This is a genomic window from Streptomyces sp. NPDC029159 (assembly GCF_055564055.1).
This window is the reverse complement of sequence record NZ_JBVHWT010000001.1, coordinates 621647-642553: the sequence shown is the minus strand read 5'-3', so window position 1 is coordinate 642553 and position 20907 is coordinate 621647. Positions and strand designations below refer to the sequence as shown.

16 protein-coding genes, 1 tRNA gene and 1 pseudogene are annotated in these 20907 nt (G+C 70.2%); 6 read left to right on the top strand and 12 right to left on the bottom strand.

Translation table 11 applies throughout. From position 1 onward, the window contains the following. Nucleotides 1-11: 11 nt before the first annotated feature. The 12 genes from ACZ4U4_RS02885 to dnaA form a co-directional block, all read right to left on the bottom strand. Entirely contained in the window at nucleotides 12-1421 is a 1410-nt protein-coding gene (locus ACZ4U4_RS02885) for a hypothetical protein (protein ID WP_467868598.1), read from the bottom strand. Beyond that, the gene (locus ACZ4U4_RS02880; RefSeq protein ID WP_467868596.1) at nucleotides 1415-3409 is read right to left on the bottom strand and encodes a vWA domain-containing protein; all 1995 of its coding nucleotides are present in this window, start codon (nucleotides 3407-3409) and stop codon (nucleotides 1415-1417) included. Before ACZ4U4_RS02880 ends, ACZ4U4_RS02885 begins: the two co-directional genes overlap by 7 nt. Before the next feature lie 209 nt (nucleotides 3410-3618). Then, a complete protein-coding gene (locus tag ACZ4U4_RS02875; RefSeq protein ID WP_003958712.1) occupies nucleotides 3619-3753 on the bottom strand; it encodes a DLW-39 family protein in 135 nt (44 codons plus the stop codon). A 191-nt stretch (nucleotides 3754-3944) separates the two neighbouring features. Further along, nucleotides 3945-4018 (bottom strand) — tRNA-Ile (locus ACZ4U4_RS02870). A 262-nt stretch (nucleotides 4019-4280) separates the two neighbouring features. Further along, nucleotides 4281-4937 (bottom strand): DUF3566 domain-containing protein, encoded by a 657-nt coding sequence (locus tag ACZ4U4_RS02865; protein ID WP_467868595.1) that lies wholly within the window; start codon nucleotides 4935-4937, stop codon nucleotides 4281-4283. 16 nt (nucleotides 4938-4953) lie between these two features. Next, the gene (gene gyrA / locus ACZ4U4_RS02860) at nucleotides 4954-7572 is read right to left on the bottom strand and encodes a DNA gyrase subunit A (protein ID WP_467868593.1); all 2619 of its coding nucleotides are present in this window, start codon (nucleotides 7570-7572) and stop codon (nucleotides 4954-4956) included. Nucleotides 7573-7620: 48 nt separating this feature from the next. Then, nucleotides 7621-9675 (bottom strand): DNA topoisomerase (ATP-hydrolyzing) subunit B, encoded by a 2055-nt coding sequence (gene gyrB / locus ACZ4U4_RS02855; RefSeq protein ID WP_467868591.1) that lies wholly within the window; start codon nucleotides 9673-9675, stop codon nucleotides 7621-7623. A gap of 320 nt (nucleotides 9676-9995) precedes the next feature. After that, nucleotides 9996-10529 carry a DciA family protein gene (locus ACZ4U4_RS02850; RefSeq protein ID WP_467868589.1) on the bottom strand — a complete coding sequence of 178 codons (534 nt, stop codon included), beginning with the start codon at nucleotides 10527-10529 and terminating at the stop codon, nucleotides 9996-9998. After that, nucleotides 10526-11701 (bottom strand): DNA replication/repair protein RecF, encoded by a 1176-nt coding sequence (gene recF / locus ACZ4U4_RS02845; RefSeq protein ID WP_467868587.1) that lies wholly within the window; start codon nucleotides 11699-11701, stop codon nucleotides 10526-10528. The genes ACZ4U4_RS02850 and recF overlap by 4 nt, the downstream gene beginning before the upstream one ends. A 38-nt stretch (nucleotides 11702-11739) precedes the next feature. Next, nucleotides 11740-12618: a phosphogluconate dehydrogenase (NAD(+)-dependent, decarboxylating) gene (gene gnd, locus ACZ4U4_RS02840; protein WP_467868585.1), complete on the bottom strand. Its 879-nt coding sequence runs from the start codon at nucleotides 12616-12618 to the stop codon at nucleotides 11740-11742. Nucleotides 12619-12780: 162 nt separating this feature from the next. Continuing rightward, nucleotides 12781-13911, bottom strand: a complete 1131-nt coding sequence (dnaN, locus tag ACZ4U4_RS02835; RefSeq protein ID WP_467868583.1) for a DNA polymerase III subunit beta — start codon at nucleotides 13909-13911, stop codon at nucleotides 12781-12783. Nucleotides 13912-14946: 1035 nt separating this feature from the next. Beyond that, the gene (gene dnaA, locus ACZ4U4_RS02830; protein WP_467868581.1) at nucleotides 14947-16809 is read right to left on the bottom strand and encodes a chromosomal replication initiator protein DnaA; all 1863 of its coding nucleotides are present in this window, start codon (nucleotides 16807-16809) and stop codon (nucleotides 14947-14949) included. A gap of 375 nt (nucleotides 16810-17184) precedes the next feature. On the opposite strand from dnaA, the gene rpmH reads away from it, so the two are divergent. From rpmH to rsmG, 6 genes and pseudogenes are all read left to right on the top strand, one after another. Further along, a complete protein-coding gene (gene rpmH / locus ACZ4U4_RS02825) occupies nucleotides 17185-17322 on the top strand; it encodes a 50S ribosomal protein L34 (RefSeq protein ID WP_003949374.1) in 138 nt (45 codons plus the stop codon). A gap of 24 nt (nucleotides 17323-17346) precedes the next feature. Continuing rightward, nucleotides 17347-17715: pseudogene (gene rnpA / locus ACZ4U4_RS02820) on the top strand (ribonuclease P protein component); the annotation flags it as partial. Between the two features lie 62 nt (nucleotides 17716-17777). Then, entirely contained in the window at nucleotides 17778-18098 is a 321-nt protein-coding gene (gene yidD / locus ACZ4U4_RS02815; RefSeq protein WP_467868578.1) for a membrane protein insertion efficiency factor YidD, read from the top strand. A gap of 3 nt (nucleotides 18099-18101) precedes the next feature. Then, the gene (yidC, locus tag ACZ4U4_RS02810) at nucleotides 18102-19256 is read left to right on the top strand and encodes a membrane protein insertase YidC (RefSeq protein ID WP_467868576.1); all 1155 of its coding nucleotides are present in this window, start codon (nucleotides 18102-18104) and stop codon (nucleotides 19254-19256) included. Nucleotides 19257-19269: 13 nt separating this feature from the next. Further along, entirely contained in the window at nucleotides 19270-19776 is a 507-nt protein-coding gene (locus ACZ4U4_RS02805) for a Jag family protein (protein WP_467868574.1), read from the top strand. A gap of 132 nt (nucleotides 19777-19908) precedes the next feature. Further along, a complete protein-coding gene (gene rsmG, locus ACZ4U4_RS02800) occupies nucleotides 19909-20634 on the top strand; it encodes a 16S rRNA (guanine(527)-N(7))-methyltransferase RsmG (RefSeq protein ID WP_467868572.1) in 726 nt (241 codons plus the stop codon). Nucleotides 20635-20907: the final 273 nt, after the last annotated feature.

Genomic DNA, 20907 nt, shown 5'->3' with positions numbered 1-20907 from the left:
GAAACGCCCCGCTAGCGGCGCTCCGGCCGGCCGGGCGGGGTGCCCGGGGCGCGCGGGCCGGAGCGGGTGGGCTCCGCGGCGTGCGCCTGCGGCGACAGCGCGGGGCCGACGGCAGCAGTGGCGGTGGCCGTCCGGCGGGCCAGCAGCGTCCAGCCCCCGAGGACCGCCAGCAGCACCGCGCCGGTGGCGATCCCGGCGTAGCCCAGCGTCCGCAGGTTCCCGCCGCCCGTCTGCTCCCCGGCCGTCCCCTCGTCGCCGGGCGTCACCGAGAAGTCCCCGGCGGGCCCGGCGTACCCCGGCCCGGGCCGTGCCGCGCCGCGGACGTCCACCCGCAGCGTGAGGTCCGCGCCCTGCGGGAAGTACCGTGCGGCGTCGGGGTGGAGGGTGACCTCCAGGTAGTACCAGCCGGCCACCCGCATCGCGCGGATGTCGTCGGAGACGGCGAAGCGGTTGCCGTACGCCACGGGAGCGGTGAAGAGCTTGGAGGCGGCGGGCCGTCCGTCGTAGAAGACGAAGGTGTCGTCGTCGATCACGCCGCGCGCCGGGTTGTACGCGGTGACTCCGAGCGCCTTGGAGATGCCCTCGGCGGTGCCGGTGGCCGCGTTGGGCAGCTCCGCGCTGAGGTTGAGGCGCTGGCCCCAGTCGACCGGCACCCGGTAGAAACGGGACTCGCCGGGCCGGATGCGGTCCTTCCACAGGCCCGCGCCCACGGTGCCCGCGCTGTGGAAACCGGAGCCGCCACGGACCGTGCGTTTGGCGCCGGAGGCGGGCGGCGGGGGCGTGGCGGACGGGCGGCTGCTCTCGGCGGGCGTGGTCGGGGCGGCGCTCTTGAGGCCCGGCTCGGAGAGGTGGGTGATCTCGATGGGCCACGCCTGCGGCCCGGAGGTCGCCGAGCCCTCCCGGGTGACGACGAGGTAGTACGCCCCGGCGTTCTTGCACTGCGCGCTGTCGCCGTCGACGCCGCGGGTCGCGTAGTCGGCGATGGGGTAGGCCATGCCGTCCCCGCGGAACGCCGGATCGGCCTCGCGGTCGCAGATGGTGCCGTCGACGTCCTGGACGCTGATCTTGAGCCGGTCGGTGTGGTCCTCGACCTTGGTGCCCGGCGGCGGGGCGGCGACCACGGAGAAGTACGCGGTGGACCGGGCGTCGAGGGGGACGGTGTAGTACTTCTGCTCCCCCCGCTCGATGGAGTCGGTGTACGTCCCCTTGCCGATCTCCGGGGCGTCGGCCGCACTGGCCCGGCCCTTGACCGGGGTGGCGTCCGGCGCCGTGGTGTAGCGGGGCACCTTCGTGAGGTCCGCGGTGCCGTCGGCGGCGGACGCCGTGCCCACCGCGCCCGGCGCCCAGGCCACCGCCGAGAGCGCCGCCAACGCCACCGTGCTGTCGCGCAGCACCCTCCGTACCGCACACCCCGTCACCATGGCTCCCCCTGCACCGCGTTCCCCTGGTGTTCCTGCGCCTGCTGCTCCTGCCCCGGAACCGCCGGCGGCAACGGCTGCCCCGAGGTCCGCGGGTCCACCGGCCCGGCGCCGCCCGCCACGGGGCGGCGCGCGCGGAGGTAGGCCGCCGCGAGCCAGGCCAGCAGCAGGACGCCCACGCCGAGGGAGCATCCGGCCACCACCGGGCCCGGCTTCCACCCGCCACCGGATGCACCGGCGTTGCCGTCCGCGGGCACGGAGTCGCCGGACGCGGTGTGGGTGGCGCGGCCCGCGCCCGCCCCCGGGCCGGACTTCGCGGTGCCCGGTACGGCGACCCGCAGCACCACCCCGATCTCCGGGTTCCGGGCGATCTCGGCCGCCCCGGCGCCCAGGGTCACCGCGAGGTAGAAATTGCCCGCGCGGTGCACCGGGACGACATGGGTGCCGGACTCGTAGCGGTTGCTCCAGGCCACCGGCACCGTCCCCATCTGCAGCGACGTCGGCTTCCCGGCGTACAGCTTGCGCGGGGTGAACTCGCCGGTGCCGCTGCCCACCGGCACCCGGTCCGGTGTGTAGACCTGGGTGGCGGCGTAGGAGTAGTGGACGCCGCGGTCGTTGACCGTCGGCTCGTTGGCGAACTGCACGTCGTAGCGGAGCTGCTGGCCCCAGCCGACCGGCACCTTGTACCAGAGGGTCTGTGCGGGCAGCAGCCGGTCGCGCCAGACGCCCGGCTTCAGCGTCCGGGCGTCGTTGAAGCCGGTGCCGCCGCGGACGTCCTGCGGGGCGCTCGTGGGCAGCGTCGCGTCCTTGCCGCCGGCGCCGTACTCCGGTGCCGACTGCGCGGGCGTGACGCCCTTCTTCAGCGGATGTTCCACGTGAAACGTCAGCTCCAGCGGCCACCGCGCGGCGTCCGAGCCCGGCGCCGCCTTGCGTTCGACCGCGAACCAGTACCGCCCGGCCTTGTCGCAGCTGCGGTAGCCGCTCTCCGACGGCACCCGGCTGAGCCCGGAGGCGAGCGGGGTGGCGCCCTCCCGCTGGCCGAACCGCTCCGTGGCGGAATCGCAGACGCCGTCGGCGCCGTACGCGATCTCGGTGTGCAGCGCATCGGAGGTGTCGACGGCGGCGCCGGGCTTCGGAGCCACGGTCGCCGAGAAGTCGGCGGTGGCGGAGCCGTCCAGATCGACGGCGTAGTACCGCTTCTCGTTCGGGCCGATGGTGTCGGTGTACTGACCGGGCGTGATCCGCGGCGCGGTGTCCCGGGCGGGCTCGCCGCGCACCTGCTCGCCCTTCAGGCGGTAGCCGTCGGCGGAGAGTTGTCCGGCCCGCTGGAGCTGACGGACGAGCGAACCGGCGTCCGGGGCGTCGTAGTACCGCCCGTTACCGGCCTTGGCGACACACTCCAGCTGCTGCCGGGCGGGCTCGGTGACCTGGAAGCCGACGGTGTCGATCCGCAGATCCCCGGCGGACCGGCCGAGCTGCGCGGCGACCGCGCAGGGCGAGGGCGTACGGCAGCTGTCCTCACCGTCCGAGACCAGCAGGATCGTCCGGCCGCCACCGGAACCCCCGCCGTGCGCCCGCAGATCGGCCGCGGCGGCCTGGAGCGATGTGCCGATGGGGGTGTCCCCCTTGGGCTCGACGCTGGCGACCGCCTTCTTGAGGCCGGTGCGGTCCAGCGGGGCGACCGGCCGTACGAGCCGGGTGTCGTCGCAGCCCCGGGTCTTGTCGGCGCCGTAGACCCGCAGCCCGGTGGGGTAGCCGTCCGGCAGGGCGTCGGCGACGGCACCGACGGCCTTGCGGGCGGCGGCGATCCGGGTGGTGCCGGAGCCGGCGTCCTTCGCCATCGAACCGGAGGAGTCGAGGACCATCACCATGCCGCCGCCGTCGGCCGGGGCGGCGGTACGGGCGGCCTGTGCCGGTGCCGGTCCCGCGGCCGCCGCCAGCAGCAGTCCGCAGGTCAGCGCCGCCCGCCACCGTCCGAGCCGTCGTGCCATGCTCTCGTCCCCCTCGCGCCGTACGGGTGCCCCACCACGTAACTTTGCTAGTGCAACTCAATCATGTGCTATGGCAAACAGAAGGGAGAGGAGTCACGTCCGCACCGCGGCATCCACGCCCGGGGCCGTGCACACCCGCCTCCCGACGCACGAAACCCCGGAAGCCAGCGGCAACCGGGGTCCGTACAAACTGTGCTGGGCGTTTGGTCTCACACACCCGAACCTGCGGGCACGGAGTCGGTCGCCTCCGTCCACAGATCCTGCTCGGCGCGATCCGCCTGGATCTGGCGGTACACGAGGAGCCCGCCGATGGCGGCCAGTGCGACCAGGAGAAGCTTCTTCACCGCGCGACCTCGTCTTTCGTTGACGTAGGGGACCTATGTGGGCCGATGATACACACCGGCCGATACCGATCGGTTATCTCCTCCGCACCGGGCGACGACCGGTCCACCGCCGCCCGCGCCACACCAACTGACGCACCCGCACAACGACATCGGCCCGGCCGGAGAAAATCTCCGGCCGGGCCGATGGGCGGTGCGGCTACCAGGACTTGAACCTGGGACCTCTTCCTTATCAGGGAAGCGCTCTAACCGTCTGAGCTATAGCCGCTCGTTCGCTGCACCAGAAGATTAGCGCACTTCAGAGGCGTTCCCAAAATCGGGGAGCGGGCCGCCTTCACGGCCCGCTCCCCGGGGGCCTGTCGCCCAACTCCCGTCGTTGCCCGAAGGGCGGCCTTGCGGCGTCCGGTGCGTGCCCTCGCAAGGCGGAGGGTCGCCCCGATACTGGGCGTATCGGGGCGATCCGACAACGCGGCGAGGGTGCGTGCCGGGCGTCGCAAGGCAGGCGGGAGTTGGGCGACAGGCCCCCAGGGTCATTCGTCCTCCGCGAGCGTCAGCTCGACGCCGCCGACGAAGCCCGCCGACAGGTTGTAGATGAACGAACCGAGAGTTGCCAGCGCCGTCGCCAGCACCACGTCGATCACCGCGATGACGGTGGTGAACAGCAGCACCCGCGGCAGCGACAGGAACGACTGGAGATCGAAGCCCTTGCCGTCCGCGGAGCCGCTCGCCTCGCTGATCGCCGTGCCGACCGTGGAGAAGACGCCCATCGCGTCCATCACCATCCACAGCACGGAGACCGCCACGATGGTGCAGACGCCCAGCGCGAGGGAGAGCAGGAAGCTCACCTTCATCACCGACCACGGATCGGTGCGCGCCACCCGCAGCCGCGCCTTACGGGTGCGCGGCGCCGTACGGGCGTCGGTACGCGGCAGCCGGACCGAACCGGTGCCGCCCTCCGCCGGGTACGCCCGCGGCGGCTCGTACGGCTTGTGCGGCGGCTGCGCCTCGGGCTGCGGCTGCTGGTGCTGCGGATACGGCTGACGGGTGTCGGTCATGCTTCCCCCCTGGTGCGGGCTGCCGGACATACCGGAGCCACGGGCGCTGTCCTCCGTCACGGTTGCGGGCCCTGACGAGGTGACCTTTCCGGCTCCCTGTCCGCCCGCCGCAGCGCCCGTGGCTCCACTCACGACCTACTCCTTGTGCTTATTCCGCCGCGGGCTGCCCGCCCTCGGCCGGCTCGGTACCTGCCGCCTCGGCGGTCTCCTCGGGCCCCTCGGCCCCGTCGACCTCTTCGGCTTCGCGCCCGGCCTCGGCGTTCCGTGCGATGCCCACGACGGCATCACGCTTGCCCAGGTTGATCAGTTGGACGCCCATCGTGTCACGACCGGTCTCCCGGACCTCGTTGACCCGCGTACGAATGACGCCTCCGCCGAGGGTGATCGCAAGAATCTCGTCACTCTCCTCGACGACCAGCGCACCGACCAGCGAACCGCGGTCCTCCACGATCTTCGCCGCCTTGATGCCGAGGCCGCCGCGGCCCTGGACGCGGTACTCGTCGACCGGGGTGCGCTTGGCGTAGCCGCCGTCCGTCGCGGTGAAGACGAACGTCCCCGCGCGCACCACGTTCATCGACAGCAGCTCGTCGCCCTCGCGGAAGCTCATGCCCTTCACACCGGAGGTGGCGCGGCCCATCGGGCGCAGCGCCTCGTCCGTGGCGGTGAAGCGGATCGACTGCGCCTTCTTGCTGATCAGCAGCAGGTCGTCCTCGCCGGAGACCAGCTCGGCGCCGATCAGCTCGTCGTCGCTGCCGTCCTCCTGCTCACGGAGGTTGATCGCGATGACACCGCCGGAGCGCGGCGAGTCGTAGTCCTTCAGCGGGGTCTTCTTCACCAGGCCCGCCTGGGTGGCGAGGACCAGGTACGGCGCGGCCTCGTAGTCGCGGATCGCCAGGATGCGGGCGATCTGCTCGTCCGGCTGGAAGGCCAGGAGGTTGGCGACGTGCTGGCCGCGCGCGTCCCGTCCGGCGTCGGGGAGTTCGTACGCCTTGGCGCGGTAGACGCGGCCCTTGTTGGTGAAGAACAGCAGCCAGTGGTGGGTGGTCGAGACGAAGAAGTGGTCGACGATGTCGTCTTCCTTCAGCTTCGTGCCGCGCACGCCCTTGCCGCCGCGCTTCTGGGAGCGGTAGTCGTCGGTCTTGGTGCGCTTGACGTAGCCGCCGCGCGTGATGGTGACGACGATGTCCTCTTCGGCGATCAGGTCCTCGATGGACATGTCGCCCTCGAAGGGCACCAGCTTGGAGCGGCGGTCGTCGCCGAACTTCTCGACCAGCGCGGCCAGTTCCTCGCTGATGATCTGCCGCTGCTTCTCCGGCGAGGCGAGGATCGCCTTGTACTCGTTGATCTTCTGCTGCAGCTCGTCGTGCTCGGCGGTGATCTTCTGGCGCTCCAGGGCGGCCAGCCGGCGCAGCTGCATCTCCAGGATCGCGTTGGCCTGGATCTCGTCGATGGACAGCAGGCCCATCAGACCCTCGCGCGCCACGTCGACCGTGTCGCTGCGCCGGATCAGCGCGATGACCTCGTCGATCGCGTCCAGCGCCTTGAGCAGACCGCGCAGGATGTGGGCGCGCTCCTCGGCCTTGCGCAGCCGGAAGCGGGTCCGCCGGACGATGACCTCGACCTGGTGGGTCACCCAGTGGCGGATGAACGCGTCCAGCGAGAGGGTGCGCGGCACGCCGTCGACCAGCGCCAGCATGTTGGCGCCGAAGTTGGTCTGGAGGTCGGTGTGCTTGTAGAGGTTGTTGAGGACGACCTTGGCGACCGCGTCCCGCTTGAGGACGATGACCAGGCGCTGCCCCGTACGGGACGACGTCTCGTCACGGACGTCCGCGATGCCGCCGATCTTGCCGTCCTTGACGAGGTCGGCGATCTTCTGCGCGAGGTTGTCCGGGTTGACCTGGTAGGGCAGCTCGGTGACGACCAGGCACTGGCGGTTCTGGATCTCCTCGACCGCCACCACCGCGCGCATCGTGATCGAGCCGCGGCCGGTGCGGTACGCCTCCTCGATGCCCTTGCGGCCCACCACCAGCGCGCCGGTCGGGAAGTCGGGGCCCTTGATGCGCTCGATGAGCGCCTCCAGCAGCTCCTCCGACGTCGCCTCGGGGTTCTCCAGCGCCCACTGGGCACCGGCGGCGACCTCGCGGAGGTTGTGCGGCGGGATGTTGGTGGCCATACCGACGGCGATACCGGCCGAGCCGTTGATCAGCAGGTTCGGGAAACGCGCCGGCAGGACCGTCGGCTCCTGGTTCCGGCCGTCGTAGTTGTCCTGGAAATCGACGGTCTCCTCGTCGATGTCCCGCAGCATCTCCATGGAGAGCTGCTTCATCTTGCACTCGGTGTACCGCATGGCCGCCGCCGGGTCGTTGCCCGGGGAGCCGAAGTTGCCGTTGGAGTCGACCAGCGGCATCCGCATCGACCACGGCTGCGCCAGGCGGACCAGCGCGTCGTAGATCGAGGAGTCGCCGTGCGGGTGGTACGTACCCATGACGTCACCGACGACGCGGGCGCACTTGTAGAAGCCCTTCTCGGGGCGGTACCCGCCGTCGTACATCGCGTAGAGCACGCGGCGGTGCACCGGCTTGAGACCGTCGCGGACGTCGGGCAGCGCACGCGAGACGATGACGGACATCGCGTAGTCGAGGTAGGAGCGCTGCATCTCCGTTTCGAGCCCGACCGGCTCTACGCGCATACCCACGCCCTCGATGGCGGCGGGTGCGCCCTCGGCGGTGGTGCCGTCCGGGGTGACGGGGGGAGTCTCGTCGGCCATGGTTGATCAAAGTCCTTTCGCGCTGCGGCTGTTGAGGGGCCGACAGACTCAGATGTCGAGGAAGCGGACGTCCTTGGCGTTGCGCTGGATGAACGAGCGACGCGCCTCGACGTCCTCGCCCATCAGCACCGAGAACAGGTCGTCGGCGCGGGCGGCGTCGTCCAGGGAGACCTGCCCGAGCACGCGGTGGTCGGTGTCCATGGTGGTGACGCGCAGCTCCTCGGCGTTCATCTCGCCCAGACCCTTGAAGCGCTGGACGGAGTCGTCCTTGATGCGCTTGCCGGCCCGCTTGCCGGCCTCGATCAGCACATCGCGCTCGGGGTCGGAGTAGGCGTACTCGAAGTCGTCCCGGCCCCACTTGATCTTGTACAGCGGCGGACGGGAGAGGTAGACGTGCCCCGCCTCGACCAGCGGCCGCATGAAGCGGAAGAGGAAGGTCAGCAGCAGGGTGTTGATGTGCTGACCGTCGACGTCGGCGTCCGCCATCAAGATGATCTTGTGGTAGCGGAGCTTCTCGATGTCGAAGTCCTCGTGCACACCGGTGCCGAACGCCGAGATCAGCGCCTGGACCTCGTTGTTCTGGAGGATCTTGTCGACCCGGGCCTTCTCGACGTTGAGGATCTTGCCGCGGATCGGGAGGATCGCCTGGTACTCCGGGTTACGGCCGGACTTGGCCGAGCCGCCGGCGGAGTCACCCTCGACGATGAAGATCTCGCACTTGGTCGGGTCGTTGGACTGGCAGTCGCTCAGCTTGCCCGGCAGCGACGCCGTCTCCAGCAGCCCCTTACGGCGGGTCAGATCGCGCGCCTTACGGGCCGCGACGCGGGCGGTGGCGGCCTGGATGCCCTTGCGGATGATGTCCGCGGCCTCGTTGGGGTTGCGGTCCAGCCAGTCCGTCAGGTGCTCGTGGACGACCTTCTGGACGAAGGTCTTCGCCTCGGTGTTGCCGAGCTTCGTCTTCGTCTGGCCCTCGAACTGCGGCTCGCCGAGCTTGACGGAGATGATCGCGGTCAGACCCTCGCGGATGTCCTCACCCGTGAGGTTGTCGTCCTTCTCGCGCAGCAGCTTCTTGTCGCGGGCGTAACGGTTGATCAGACCCGTCAGCGCCGCGCGGAAGCCCTCTTCGTGGGTGCCGCCCTCGTGGGTGTGGATGGTGTTGGCGAAGCTGTAGACACCCTCGCTGTACTGGGTGTTCCACTGCATCGCGATCTCCGCCGAGAGGAGCCGCTCCTTGTCCTCGGCCTCGACGTCGATGACCGTCGGATGCACCAGCTCCCCCTTGCGGGAGTTCAGGTACTTCACGAAGTCGACGATGCCGCCCTCGTAGTGGTAGCGGACGGAGAGCGGCTTGCCCTCCTCGTCCACGTGGTCGGGGCGCTCGTCGGTCAGCGCGATCGAGAGGCCCTTGTTGAGGAACGCCATCTCCTGGAAGCGGCGCGAGAGCGTCTCGAAGCTGTAGACCGTGGTCTCGAAGATGTCGCCGTCGGCCCAGAAGGTGACGGAGGTGCCCGTCTCCTCGGTCGCCTCGTTCCGCGCCAGCGGGGCGGTCGGCACGCCGAGCTTGTACTCCTGGGTCCAGCGGTAGCCGTCCGTGCGGACCTCGACCGCCACCCGCGTGGACAGCGCGTTCACGACGGAGACGCCCACGCCGTGCAGACCACCGGAGACCGCGTACCCGCCGCCGCCGAACTTGCCGCCGGCGTGCAGCACGGTCATCACGACCTCGACGGCCGGCTTGTTCTCCGACGGCACGATGCCGACCGGGATGCCACGGCCGTTGTCGACGACGCGCACCCCGCCGTCGGCGAGGATCGTGACGTCGATGGTGTCGGCGTGCCCGGCCATCGCCTCGTCGACGGAGTTGTCGACGACCTCCTGCACCAGGTGGTGCAGGCCACGCTCGCCGGTCGAGCCGATGTACATGCCGGGTCGCTTGCGGACCGCGTCCAGACCCTCCAGGACGGTGATCGCGCTGGCGTCGTACGACTTCTCACCCGAGGTGTCGTCCACGGCGCCTGCCGGGACCCCCTCGTCGGTGGAAGCCGTGTTGTTCTCGTTGAGGTCGCCGGAGTCGGCCACGAAGCGCCCTTTCTGGCACAGCACGAGCCCTCCCCAGCCTGTGGGGGACACCCCACGGAGTCGAAGGGGAGCGGCTGCGTCGTTCTGTCTTGATCGACGTGTCCCGCGAGCCGGCGGGATTGCGTACCAGTGTACCGGTGGCGCCGACACTCATGGGGCTTTGCGGGTACCTGAGTCCGCATGTGCCGCCCTGAACTCACGTCCACCGACTCCCCATATCTGGAACGGGGCCTGAGGACGTTCAAACCGGCACTCAGCGCTTCGGACTGTCAACCGGTCGCAACCGTGAGCGGAGTCTCATCCACAACCCCTGTGCACAACCGTCCCAGGCAGCACGAACCGCCTCAGCCGTACGTGTCCCCGGGGCCCGTGCTGCCGGGCGCGCGCAGCGGTCCGTACCGCCGCGCCGGACCCCCCGGACCCAGCACCTTGATCAGCTTCACGGTGCCCTGGCCCAGGTCCTGGTTGAGCCGCCGCACCAGCTGCGGCGCCAGCAGCCGCAGCTGCGTCGCCCACGCCGTCGAGTCGCACTGCACCGTCAGCACCCGGGCGTCCTCGTCGTACCGCTGCGGCTCGCAGTGCTGCGCCACCTCGGGGCCGACCAGCTGCGGCCAGCGCCCCATCACCCCGCCGACCGCCGCCGGGGTCTCCCAGCCGCGCTCGGTGATCAGACGGTTGATCGCCGCGCCCAGCGGCAGCGGATCGCGGCCGTCGGCGCGCGCGCCGGAGCGCAGCCCGCCGCGGCGCGCCTGCTTCTTCTGCTGCGCGGCGGCGCCCCGCGCCCGCGCCTGCTCCTTCGCCGCCACCAGCGCCTGCCGGGCCAGATCGATGCCCGACAGCTCCGGCGGCTTCGGCTCCTTCGCGGGCCCGTCGCTCACGGCGTCTCCGCGCGGACCGTGCCGCCGGACACCGCGAACCGCCGCCCGGCCAGCGCCCCGGGCACGTCGTCCTCGACCGCCGCCGTGACCAGCACCTGCTCGCCCGGCGCCACCAGCTCCGCCAGCCGCTCCCGGCGCCGCGCGTCCAGCTCGGCGAAGACGTCGTCCAGGACGAGCACCGGCTCGCCGCTGCGCCGCCCTTCGCCCTCCGGCATCCGGAGCGGCTCGCCCTCCGACCGCAGCAGGTCGTACGAGGCCAGCCGCAGCGCCAGCGCGTACGACCAGGACTCACCGTGGCTGGCGTACCCCTTCGCGGGCAGGTCGCCCAGCTTCAGCAGCAGATCGTCGCGGTGCGGGCCGACCAGCGTCACCCCGCGCTCGATCTCGTTCTTCCGCGCCTCGCCCAGCGCCTCCAGCAGCGCGCCGTACAGCTCCTCGCGGTTGGTCGCACGGGCCATCGCCTCGCCCGCCGAACCGCGGTACTCCAGACCGACCGGACCGCCGCCGGGCGCCAGTTGTCCGTACGCCTTGTCGGTCAGCGGGCGCAGTGCGGCGATCAGGTCGAGGCGCTGCGCCAGCAGCTCGGCACCGGCGCGCGCCAGGTGCTGGTCCCAGATGTCCAGCGTCGAGAGGTCCATCTTCCGGCCGCCGTGGCGCCGGGCGAGGGCGGCGGACTTCAGCAGGGTGTTGCGCTGCTTGAGGACGCGGTCGTAGTCGCCGCGTACCCCGGCCATCCGCGGCGCCCGCGCGGTGATCAGCTCGTCCAGGAACCGCCGCCGCTCCCCGGGATCGCCCTTGATCAGCGCGAGGTCCTCCGGCGCGAAGAGCACCGTACGGACGATGCCGAGCACATCGCGCGGCTTCACCTGGGAGGAGCGGTTGATCCGGGCGCGGTTGGCGCGGCCCGGGTTCAGCTCCAGCTCGATCAGCTGCTGCCGGTCGCCCTGGGCGACGGCGGCGCGGACGATCGCCCGCTCGGCGCCCATCCGCACCAGCGGCGCGTCCGAGGAGACCCGGTGGCTGCCGAGCGTCGCCAGATAGCCGACCGCCTCGACGAGGTTGGTCTTGCCCTGGCCGTTGGGGCCGACGAAGGCCGTGACGCCCGGTTCGAGCGGGACCTCGACCCGGGCGTACGAGCGGAAGTCGGCGAGCGACAGATGCGTGACGTGCATGGAGCTGCGCCGACCTCCCGCGGCTGCGGACCTGCTGGTTACTTCTTGTTCTCGACGGCGTGGCCGCCGAACTGGTTACGCAGCGCCGCGATCATCTTCATCTGCGGTGAGTCCTCCTGACGGGAGGCGAACCGGGCGAACAGCGACGCGGTGATCGCGGGCAGCGGCACGGCGTTGTCGATCGCCGCCTCGACCGTCCAGCGGCCCTCACCGGAGTCGGCGGCGTAGCCCCGCAGCTTGTCCAGGTGCTCGTCGTCGTCGAGGGCGTTGACCGCGAGGTCGAGCAGCCAGGAACGGATGACCGTGCCCTCCTGCCAGGAGCGGAAGACCTCGCGCACATCGGTGACGGAGTCGACCTTCTCCAGCAGCTCCCAGCCCTCGGCGTACGCCTGCATCATCGCGTACTCGATGCCGTTGTGGACCATCTTCGCGAAGTGGCCGGCGCCGACCTTGCCGGCGTGCACGGAGCCGAACTCGCCCTCGGGCTTGAGCGCGTCGAAGATCGGCTGCACCTTGGCGACGTCGGCGGCGGCGCCGCCGTACATCAGCGCGTAGCCGTTCTCCAGGCCCCAGACACCGCCGGAGACGCCGCAGTCGACGAAGCCGATGCCCTTGGCCGCCAGCTCCGCGGCGTGCTTCTCGTCGTCGGTCCAGCGGGAGTTGCCGCCGTCGACGACGATGTCGCCCTCGGACAGCAGCTCACCGAGCGCGTCGATGGTCGCCTGGGTGGCGTCACCGGCCGGGACCATGACCCACACGACCCGCGGACCCTTGAGCTTGCCCACAAGCTCTTCCAGGCTGTGGACATCCGCGAGATCGGGGTTGCGGTCGTATCCGACGACGGTGTGGCCGGCGCGGCGGATGCGCTCGCGCATGTTGCCGCCCATCTTGCCGAGACCGACGAGACCGAGCTCCATCAGAGACCCTCATTTGCACGTAGTCGTTGCTGTTCGTACCCGAGTCCGAGCCTACGCCGGGTGGTGCGTGCACACCTGTGGGCCCGAGCGCTCATCGGCTCCGCCCGTCCGGGGACGCGGAGGGCCGGCCGGGAGCCCCGGCCGGCCCGTGACGCGCGGACGTCAGCCGGAGAGCCGCACCGGCATGATCAGGTACTTGTACGTCTCGTCCGCCTCGGCGTCCTTGGCGGGACGGCCGCTGAGCAGCGCGGGCTTGGTCGACGTCGTGAAGGACAGCTGCGCGACCGGGGAGTCGATCGCCGACAGGCCCTCCAGCAGGAAGCCGGGGTTGAAGGCGATCGAGATGTCGTCGCCCTCCAGGTCCGCGTCGACGCGCTCCACAGCCTGTGCATCGTCGCTGGAGCCGGCCTCCAGGATCAGCACGCCCTGCTCGAAGCTGAGCCGCACCGGGGTGTTCCGCTCGGCCACCAGCGCCACCCGCTTGACCGCCTCGACGAACGGCGCGGTCTCGATCACGGCGACGGAGTTGAACTCGGTCGGGAAGAGCGTGCGGTACTTCGGCAGATCGCCTTCCAGCAGCCGCGTCGTCGTCCGGCGGCCGGCGCCCTCGAAGCCGATCAGGCCCTCGCCCGCACCCGAGCCGGACAGCGCCAGCGTGACGGTGTCGCCGCTGCTCAGCGACTTGGCGGTGTCCTGGAGCGTCTTGGCGGGGACCAGCGCGACGGCGGAGGCGTCCGGGTTCTCCGGCTTCCACAGGAACTCGCGGACGGCGAAGCGGTACCGGTCGGTGGAGGCCAGCGTGACGGTGTCGCCCTCGATCTCGATCCGCACACCGGTGAGCACCGGCAGGGTGTCGTCACGGCCGGCGGCGATGGCCACCTGCGCGGCGGCGGCGGCGAAGACCTCACCGGGGACGGTGCCGGTGGCGGTGGGCATCGTCGGCAGGGCCGGGTACTCCTCCACCGGCAGGGTGTGGAGGGTGAAGCGGGACGAGCCGCAGACGACGGTGACGCGGACGCCGTCGGTGGAGATCTCCACCGGGCGGTTGGGGAGCGCCCGGCAGATGTCGGCGAGCAGCCGGCCGGAGACGAGGACGGTGCCCTCCTCCTCGATCTCCGCCTCGACCGAGACCCGCGCCGAGACCTCGTAGTCGAAGCCGGAGAGCGACAGCTTGCCGTCCTCCGACTTCAGCAGCAGGCCCGCGAGGACGGGCACCGGCGGACGGGCCGGGAGGCTCTTGGCCGCCCAGGCCACTGCCTCCGCGAGTACATCGCGCTCCACCCGGATCTTCACCGGAAACCGCCTCCTGCTGTTGCTGGCTCTCGCCCTGCTGGCTTTCGTCGTCGGCTGAGTTGCCGGATTCCAGTCTGACGCACGCCACCGACAGCCGTTGCTGCTCGGGGTCAAGTCGGCTCGGCGGGCGGTCGGCGCTCCGAGCGCGAGTTGTGCACAGGCCCCGTTTCCGAACGAGTTCCCCGGTAGATATCCGTGGTCGTAGTAGTAGGGCCTGTGGAAACCGTGGACAACTGCTTTTTCGCAGGTCAACGCGGATTTTTTATCCACCGGGCCTGTGGGTGGCGGTCGTGGATAACCGGGCGGATCTGTGGACCGCCGAAAGTTCTGCACACCCCATGCACAGGGGAAGGCGACTTCTCCCCAGCGCCGTCCCCAGTTTTACCCCGGTTCCCCACAGCCCAACCCCCGGTGTTGATGTGACCGCTTTCACTCGGGACGGTGAGAGCCGGTGTCGCGTTGCCGAACAGTGGACAGGGGTGTGGAGAAGCTGGGGACAACCGCCCCCAGCCTGTGGGCAGCCGGTGGACAACCCGAACGGCCCCCTGTGGACGGATGCTCTGTCCACAGCCTGTGGATTACGGTTTGCCACAAATCCACACCCGCCTGACCTCGCCCGATGATCCGTCAGAAGCCCGGCCTGTGGACAGCACAGGGATAACTTTCCAGTCCCCAGGGTGTGGACGGAAGATTTTCCCCCAATCTGTGGAGAGAGGCCGTGACCTCCCCCGGAATCGAACAGAGCCGGGCGCCATCCACAGGTTTGGAACCCCCGCCGACGGGCTCGAAACCCCTTCCCGACCCCCTCTCGACACCTCTCCACCCCACCTGGGGACGACCGCACCGCCACCGCAGAACGCCGCACAGCGAAGCCGCACCGCCCCGCGGCGCCACCTGGACGCGGACGGGGAACGGAGACGGAAGAGGTACGGAAGAGGCCGCAGCGGCGCCTGGGCCGGTGCGGCGGGCCCGGAAGCACGGAGGGCGCCCCGGGATCTCCCGGAGCGCCCTGGGCGCACCACCACCGGTGGCGCGTCAGCCGTTCTTGATGCGGTTGGTCAACTCGGTGACCTGGTTGTAGATGGACCGGCGCTCCGCCATCAGCGCCCGGATCTTGCGGTCGGCGTGCATCACCGTCGTATGGTCCCGCCCGCCGAACTGTGCGCCGATCTTCGGCAGCGACAGATCCGTCAGCTCCCGGCAGAGGTACATCGCGATCTGCCGGGCCGTCACCAGCACCCGGCTGCGCGAGGAGCCGCACAGGTCGTCGACGGTCAGCCCGAAGTAGTCGGCCGTCGACGCCATGATCGCCGTCGCGGTGATCTCCGGCGCCGCGTCCTCGCCGCCGGGGATCAGGTCCTTCAACACGATCTCGGTGAGCCCGAGGTCGACCGGCTGCCGGTTGAGCGACGCGAACGCCGTCACCCGGATCAGCGCGCCCTCCAGCTCGCGGATGTTGCGCGAGATCCGGGACGCGATGAACTCCAGCACCTCGGGCGGCGCGTTCAGCTGCTCCTGCACCGCCTTCTTCCGCAGGATCGCGATCCGGGTCTCCAGCTCGGGCGGCTGGACGTCCGTGATCAGACCCCACTCGAAGCGGTTGCGCAGCCGGTCCTCCAGGGTGACCAGCTGCTTGGGCGGCCGGTCCGAGGAGAGCACGATCTGCTTGTTGGCGTTGTGCAGCGTGTTGAAGGTGTGGAAGAACTCCTCCTGCGTCGACTCCTTGCTCGCCAGGAACTGGATGTCGTCGACGAGCAGGATGTCCATGTCGCGGTAGCGCTTGCGGAACGCGTCCGCCTTGCCGTCGCGGATGGAGTTGATGAACTCGTTGGTGAACTCCTCCGAGCTCACGTACCGCACCCGGGTTCCCGGGTACAGGCTCCGCGCGTAGTGCCCGATCGCGTGCAGCAGATGCGTCTTGCCGAGCCCGGACTCGCCGTAGATGAACAGCGGGTTGTACGCCTTGGCCGGCGCCTCCGCGACGGCGACCGCCGCGGCGTGCGCGAAGCGGTTCGACGCCCCGATGACGAAGGTGTCGAAGAGGTACTTCGGATTCAGCCGGGCGGTCGGCTCCCCGGGGCCGGTCGCGGGCGCGGGCTGTGCCGCGAGCGGACCGGGCGCACCGCTGGGCGCGGGCAGCGACGAGCCGGGGCCGGCGTGGCGCCCGGACTGGTGCTCGGCGGCGTCCCGCCGCTGCGCCTGCGGGTCATAGGGGTCACGCCCCTCGGAGCGCTGCGCCCGGGGGTGCTCGGGTGCCTGCCCGCGGTAGTCGCCCTGCTGCTGGACGTGGGCGGGCGGCGGCGTGCCGTACGGATCACGCTCGGGGAAGCCGAGGCGCTGCTGCTGCCAGCCGTAGTCCTCGCGCGGACCGGGCGCGGGCGGCAGCGCGGAGGAGTGCTGCGGCCAGGAGCCGGGCTCGTGCCGGGGCTGCTGGTGCTGCGGGTAGTCGGGGTAGGCGGGCCGGATGTGCAGGTCGTCGCCCTGCCGCGGGTAGCTCTGCCGTCCGTCGTACCCCTCGTACGACTCGTGCGGCTGCTGGTGCTGCTGGTGCTGCGGGTGCTGGCCCTGCTGCGGATGCTGAGGGGCCTGCGGCTGCGGGGCGGGCGCGGGCGCCGCGGGCTCCTCGGAGGAGTCGTCGACGGTGATCGCGATCCGGATCGGGCGGCCGCACTCATGGCTGAGGGCCTCGCCGATCAGCGGTGCCAGCCGGCCTTCGAGCACGCCCTTGGCGAATTCGTTGGGGACGGCGAGCAGCGCGGTGTCGGCGACCAGCGCCAGCGGCTGCGTGCGCTTGAGCCAGTCCTGGTCCTTGGGCTTGAGGCCGTCGGCGTCCGCCCGTAGGAGGTGGTCGAGTACACGCGGCCACACTGCGGCAAGATCGGCAGGTACATCAGCCACGGAACACGCTCTCTCAGCAGTCCCACGAATGTGTGATTCTCAGGACGGGCGGGAAGTAATCGGAGTTCAGCCACGGTAGTCAGGCCGGGCCTGGGGATTCAAGTTGTTGTCCACAGGCTGTGCATAGTGTGTCCCGGTCGGCGCCGGTCCGGGGTGATCGGCTGGTGGTTTGACCGGATGGCGTAGTCGCGCGTACCGTGACCAGGTCGAGTTGTCGATGGCTGCTGCCGCCTGCCTCCGACGGGCAAAGATCGCTCAAGCGGTCAAGAAGCGGTGCACTTAGGCGTTGCGAGCTACTCGTGGGCGCACGGTGACAGCCAGTCGACGCCCCACATTTGTCTCGCATGAGGCAACAAGCATTCCTGGAGCCCCCGAGTGAGCAAGCGCACCTTCCAGCCGAACAACCGCCGTCGCGCGAAGACCCACGGCTTCCGTCTGCGCATGCGGACCCGCGCCGGTCGCGCCATCCTGGCCTCCCGCCGTGGCAAGGGTCGCGCCCGCCTGTCGGCCTGAGCAGCCAGACCCTAGGTCCATGACGTGCTGCCTACCGAACATCGGCTGAGGCGGCGCGAGGACTTCGCGACCGCGGTACGCCGGGGACGCAGGGCCGGGCGCCCGCTCCTTGTCGTTCATCTACGTAGCGGTGCAACGGACCCGCACGCAGCGGGGGAACACGCTTCCCCCGCGCGTGCGGGTTTCGTCGTCAGCAAGGCCGTTGGCGTTGCCGTCGTCCGCAACAAGGTCAAGCGCCGACTCCGTCATCTCCTACGTGATCGGCTGTCCGCACTGCCCGCCGGTAGCCTGGTTGTCGTACGGGCACTGCCCGGTGCGGGTGAGTCGGACCACGAACAGCTGGCCCGCGACCTGGACGCCGCCCTGAAGCGGCTGCTGGGCGAGGCGCCGCGCGGCTGCCATCCCAAGGGGGGCGACCCTCGGATCCCCGACAGGGGACCGGGAGGGAGCGCACAGTGAAGTACCCGCTGCTGCTGTTGATCAAGCTGTATCAGTGGACCATCAGCCCCTTGCTGGGCCCGGTCTGCAAGTACTACCCGTCGTGTTCGCACTATGGCTTCACCGCCATCGACCGGCATGGCGCGGTGAAAGGGACTGCGCTGACCGCCTGGCGCATTCTGCGTTGCAACCCGTGGTCGCTCGGTGGTGTCGACCACGTACCTCCCCGGAAGCGTCCGGTGTGGCATCAGCGGCTGAGGAGCCGCCTGGGCGGGCCCACCGCCTCTGAGCCCGTCGTCGCCCAGCCCGAGACTCAGCCCAATGCCCAAGGAGCCTGATTCGTGGACACGATCCTGAATCCCCTCTATTACGCCGTTTCCTGGATCATCGTCCAGTTCCACTCGTTCTACAGCCTGATCTTCGACAAGAACAGTGGCGCGGCGTGGGGTCTGTCCATCGTCTCGCTGGTGGTACTGATCCGTATCTGCCTGATCCCGCTCTTCGTGAAGCAGATCAAGGCGACGCGGAACATGCAGGTGCTCCAGCCGAAGATGAAGGCGATCCAGGAGCGTTACAAGAGCGACAAGCAGCGCCAGTCCGAAGAGATGATGAAGCTCTACAAGGAGTCGGGCACCAACCCGCTCTCGAGCTGTCTCCCGATTCTGGCCCAGTCGCCGTTCTTCATCTCGCTGTACCAGGTTCTGAACCACATCGCGCAGAACAAGGTCGTCGGCGTCATCGACCGGCCGCTGCTGGAGAGCGCCCAGCAGGCGCACATCTTCGGTGCCCCGCTGTCCGTGAAGTTCATGGACTCCGCGCAGAAGGTCGAGGCGCTCGGCGCCTCCCTGACGGACGTCCGCGTCGTCACCGTCATCATGATCGTCCTGATGTCGGCGTCGCAGTTCTACACGCAGCGCCAGCTGATGACGAAGAACGTCGACCTGACGGTGAAGACGCCGTTCATGCAGCAGCAGAAGATGCTGATGTACGTCTTCCCGATCATGTTCGCCGTCTTCGGTATCAACTTCCCCGTCGGTGTCCTCGTCTACTGGCTGACCACCAACGTGTGGACCATGGGCCAGCAGATGTTCGTCATCCGCCGGAACCCCACCCCCGGCAGCAAGGCGTTCCAGGAGCGTCAGGAGCGGCTGCGGGCCAAGGGCAAGATCGTCGAGGACCCGGCCGAGGTCGAGGCGAAGAAGGCCGCCGAGGAGGCGCGCCAGAACCGCCAGCAGCCCAAGCGTCAGCCGAAGTCCAAGCGTCAGGCGCCCGCCGGTCCTGCCGCCGCGCGTCCCGCCGGCGCCCGCACCCGGGCCAGCTCGCAGTCCGGTGCGGAGAGCGACGAGGAGAAGCAGTCCCCGCAGGGCAGCACGTCCACCGAGAGCGGCAAGGGGAAGGGCGGCACTGCCGAGAAGGGCAGCTCCTCCGGATCCCGTACCACCAAGTCCGGACAGCGCAAGGGCCAGCAGCGCCCCAAGCACCCGTCCAAGAAGTAAGAGGAGTCCTTTCGTGACGGACACGACCCCTGCCGCCAAGGGCACCGACACCCTGACCCGCCTGGAGCAGGAAGGCGAGATCGCGGCCGACTACCTCGAGGGTCTGCTGGACATCGCCGACCTCGACGGCGACATCGACATGGACGTCGAGGCCGACCGCGCCGCCGTGTCGATCATCAGCGACTCGACCAGCCGCGATCTGCAGAAGCTGGTGGGCCGCGACGGCGAGGTGCTGGAGGCGCTCCAGGAGCTGACCCGCCTCGCCGTGCACCGGGAGACCGGTGACCGCAGCCGTCTGATGCTCGACATCGGCGGATTCCGGGCGCGGAAGCGCGAGGAGCTGGCCGAGCTGGGCGCCAAGGCGGCGGAGGAGGCGAAGGAGACCGGTCAGCCGGTGAAGCTGGACCCGATGACGCCGTTCGAGCGCAAGGTCGTCCACGACGCCGTGGCGGCGGCGGGGCTGCGCAGCGAGTCCGAGGGCGAGGAGCCGCAGCGACGCGTGGTCGTCCTTCCGGCCTGACTCTCCCCACTCCGTGTCGTTGGCCCCGTCTGCACGCCAGGCGGGGCCAAATCTTGTCAGCCTTCTGTGTTATCCCGGGGGAAATCCCGGTTCCGGCAGCACCAGCAGCAGTCCAGAGGAAGGGCGGTTCCCGTGACGGAGGAAGCAGCGGAGCTCCCTCCCGCGCCGAAAGAGGCGCGGGAGGTATTCGGTGAGCGCTTTGCGGAGGCCGTGCGGTACGGCGAACTGCTCGCCGACGCCGGTGTGACCCGGGGCCTGATCGGCCCCCGAGAGGTGCCGCGGCTGTGGGAGCGGCACCTGCTGAACTGTGCGGTGCTCTCCGAGGTCGTCCCCGAGGGCGTCTCGGTCTGCGACGTCGGCTCGGGCGCGGGCCTGCCCGGCATCCCGCTGGCCCTGGTCCGGCCGGACCTCAAGATCACCCTGCTGGAGCCGCTGCTGCGGCGGACCAACTTCCTCCAGGAGGTCGTCGAGCTGCTGGGCCTGGACCATGTGACGGTCGTGCGTGGGCGGGCCGAAGAGGTCATGGGCAAGCTGCCGCAGGTCCACGTGGTGACCGCGCGTGCGGTGGCGCCGCTGGACCGGCTGGCGGGCTGGGGCGTGCCCCTGCTGCGTCCGTACGGTCAGATGCTGGCGCTCAAGGGAGACACCGCGGAGGAGGAGCTGAAGAGCGCCCGGGCCGCCCTGAGCAAGCTGGGCGTGGTGGAGACCTCGGTGGTGCACGTCGGCGAAGGCGTGGTGGATCCGCTGTCGACCGTGGTCCGGGTCGAGGTCGGGGAGAGCCCCGGCGGTGTGCGGTTCGCCGCGAAGCGTGCCAAGGCGGCCCGGCCCAGCCGTGCGTCGCGGGGGCGCCGCCGCTGACCCGACCGCGGCGGAGCCGTCATTTTGCACCGGTGGGCGCATCCTCGATCGTTGAGGGGCGCCCACCTCGTGGTCCAGGCAAATGAGGCAAGGCGGAGTGTCGCGTCCCAATCGGGCGTGGCGCTGGCATCGTGTTTCACGTGAAACGTCGTTCTCTGCTGCAAGGGATTTTCGTGCGTGGTCAAGCCTCAGCCGAGGCGCGGGACCGAAAACCCACACGGGGCACCGAAGTGTCCACAGACGTGGGTTCATCCACAGGAGAGCGGACCTCAC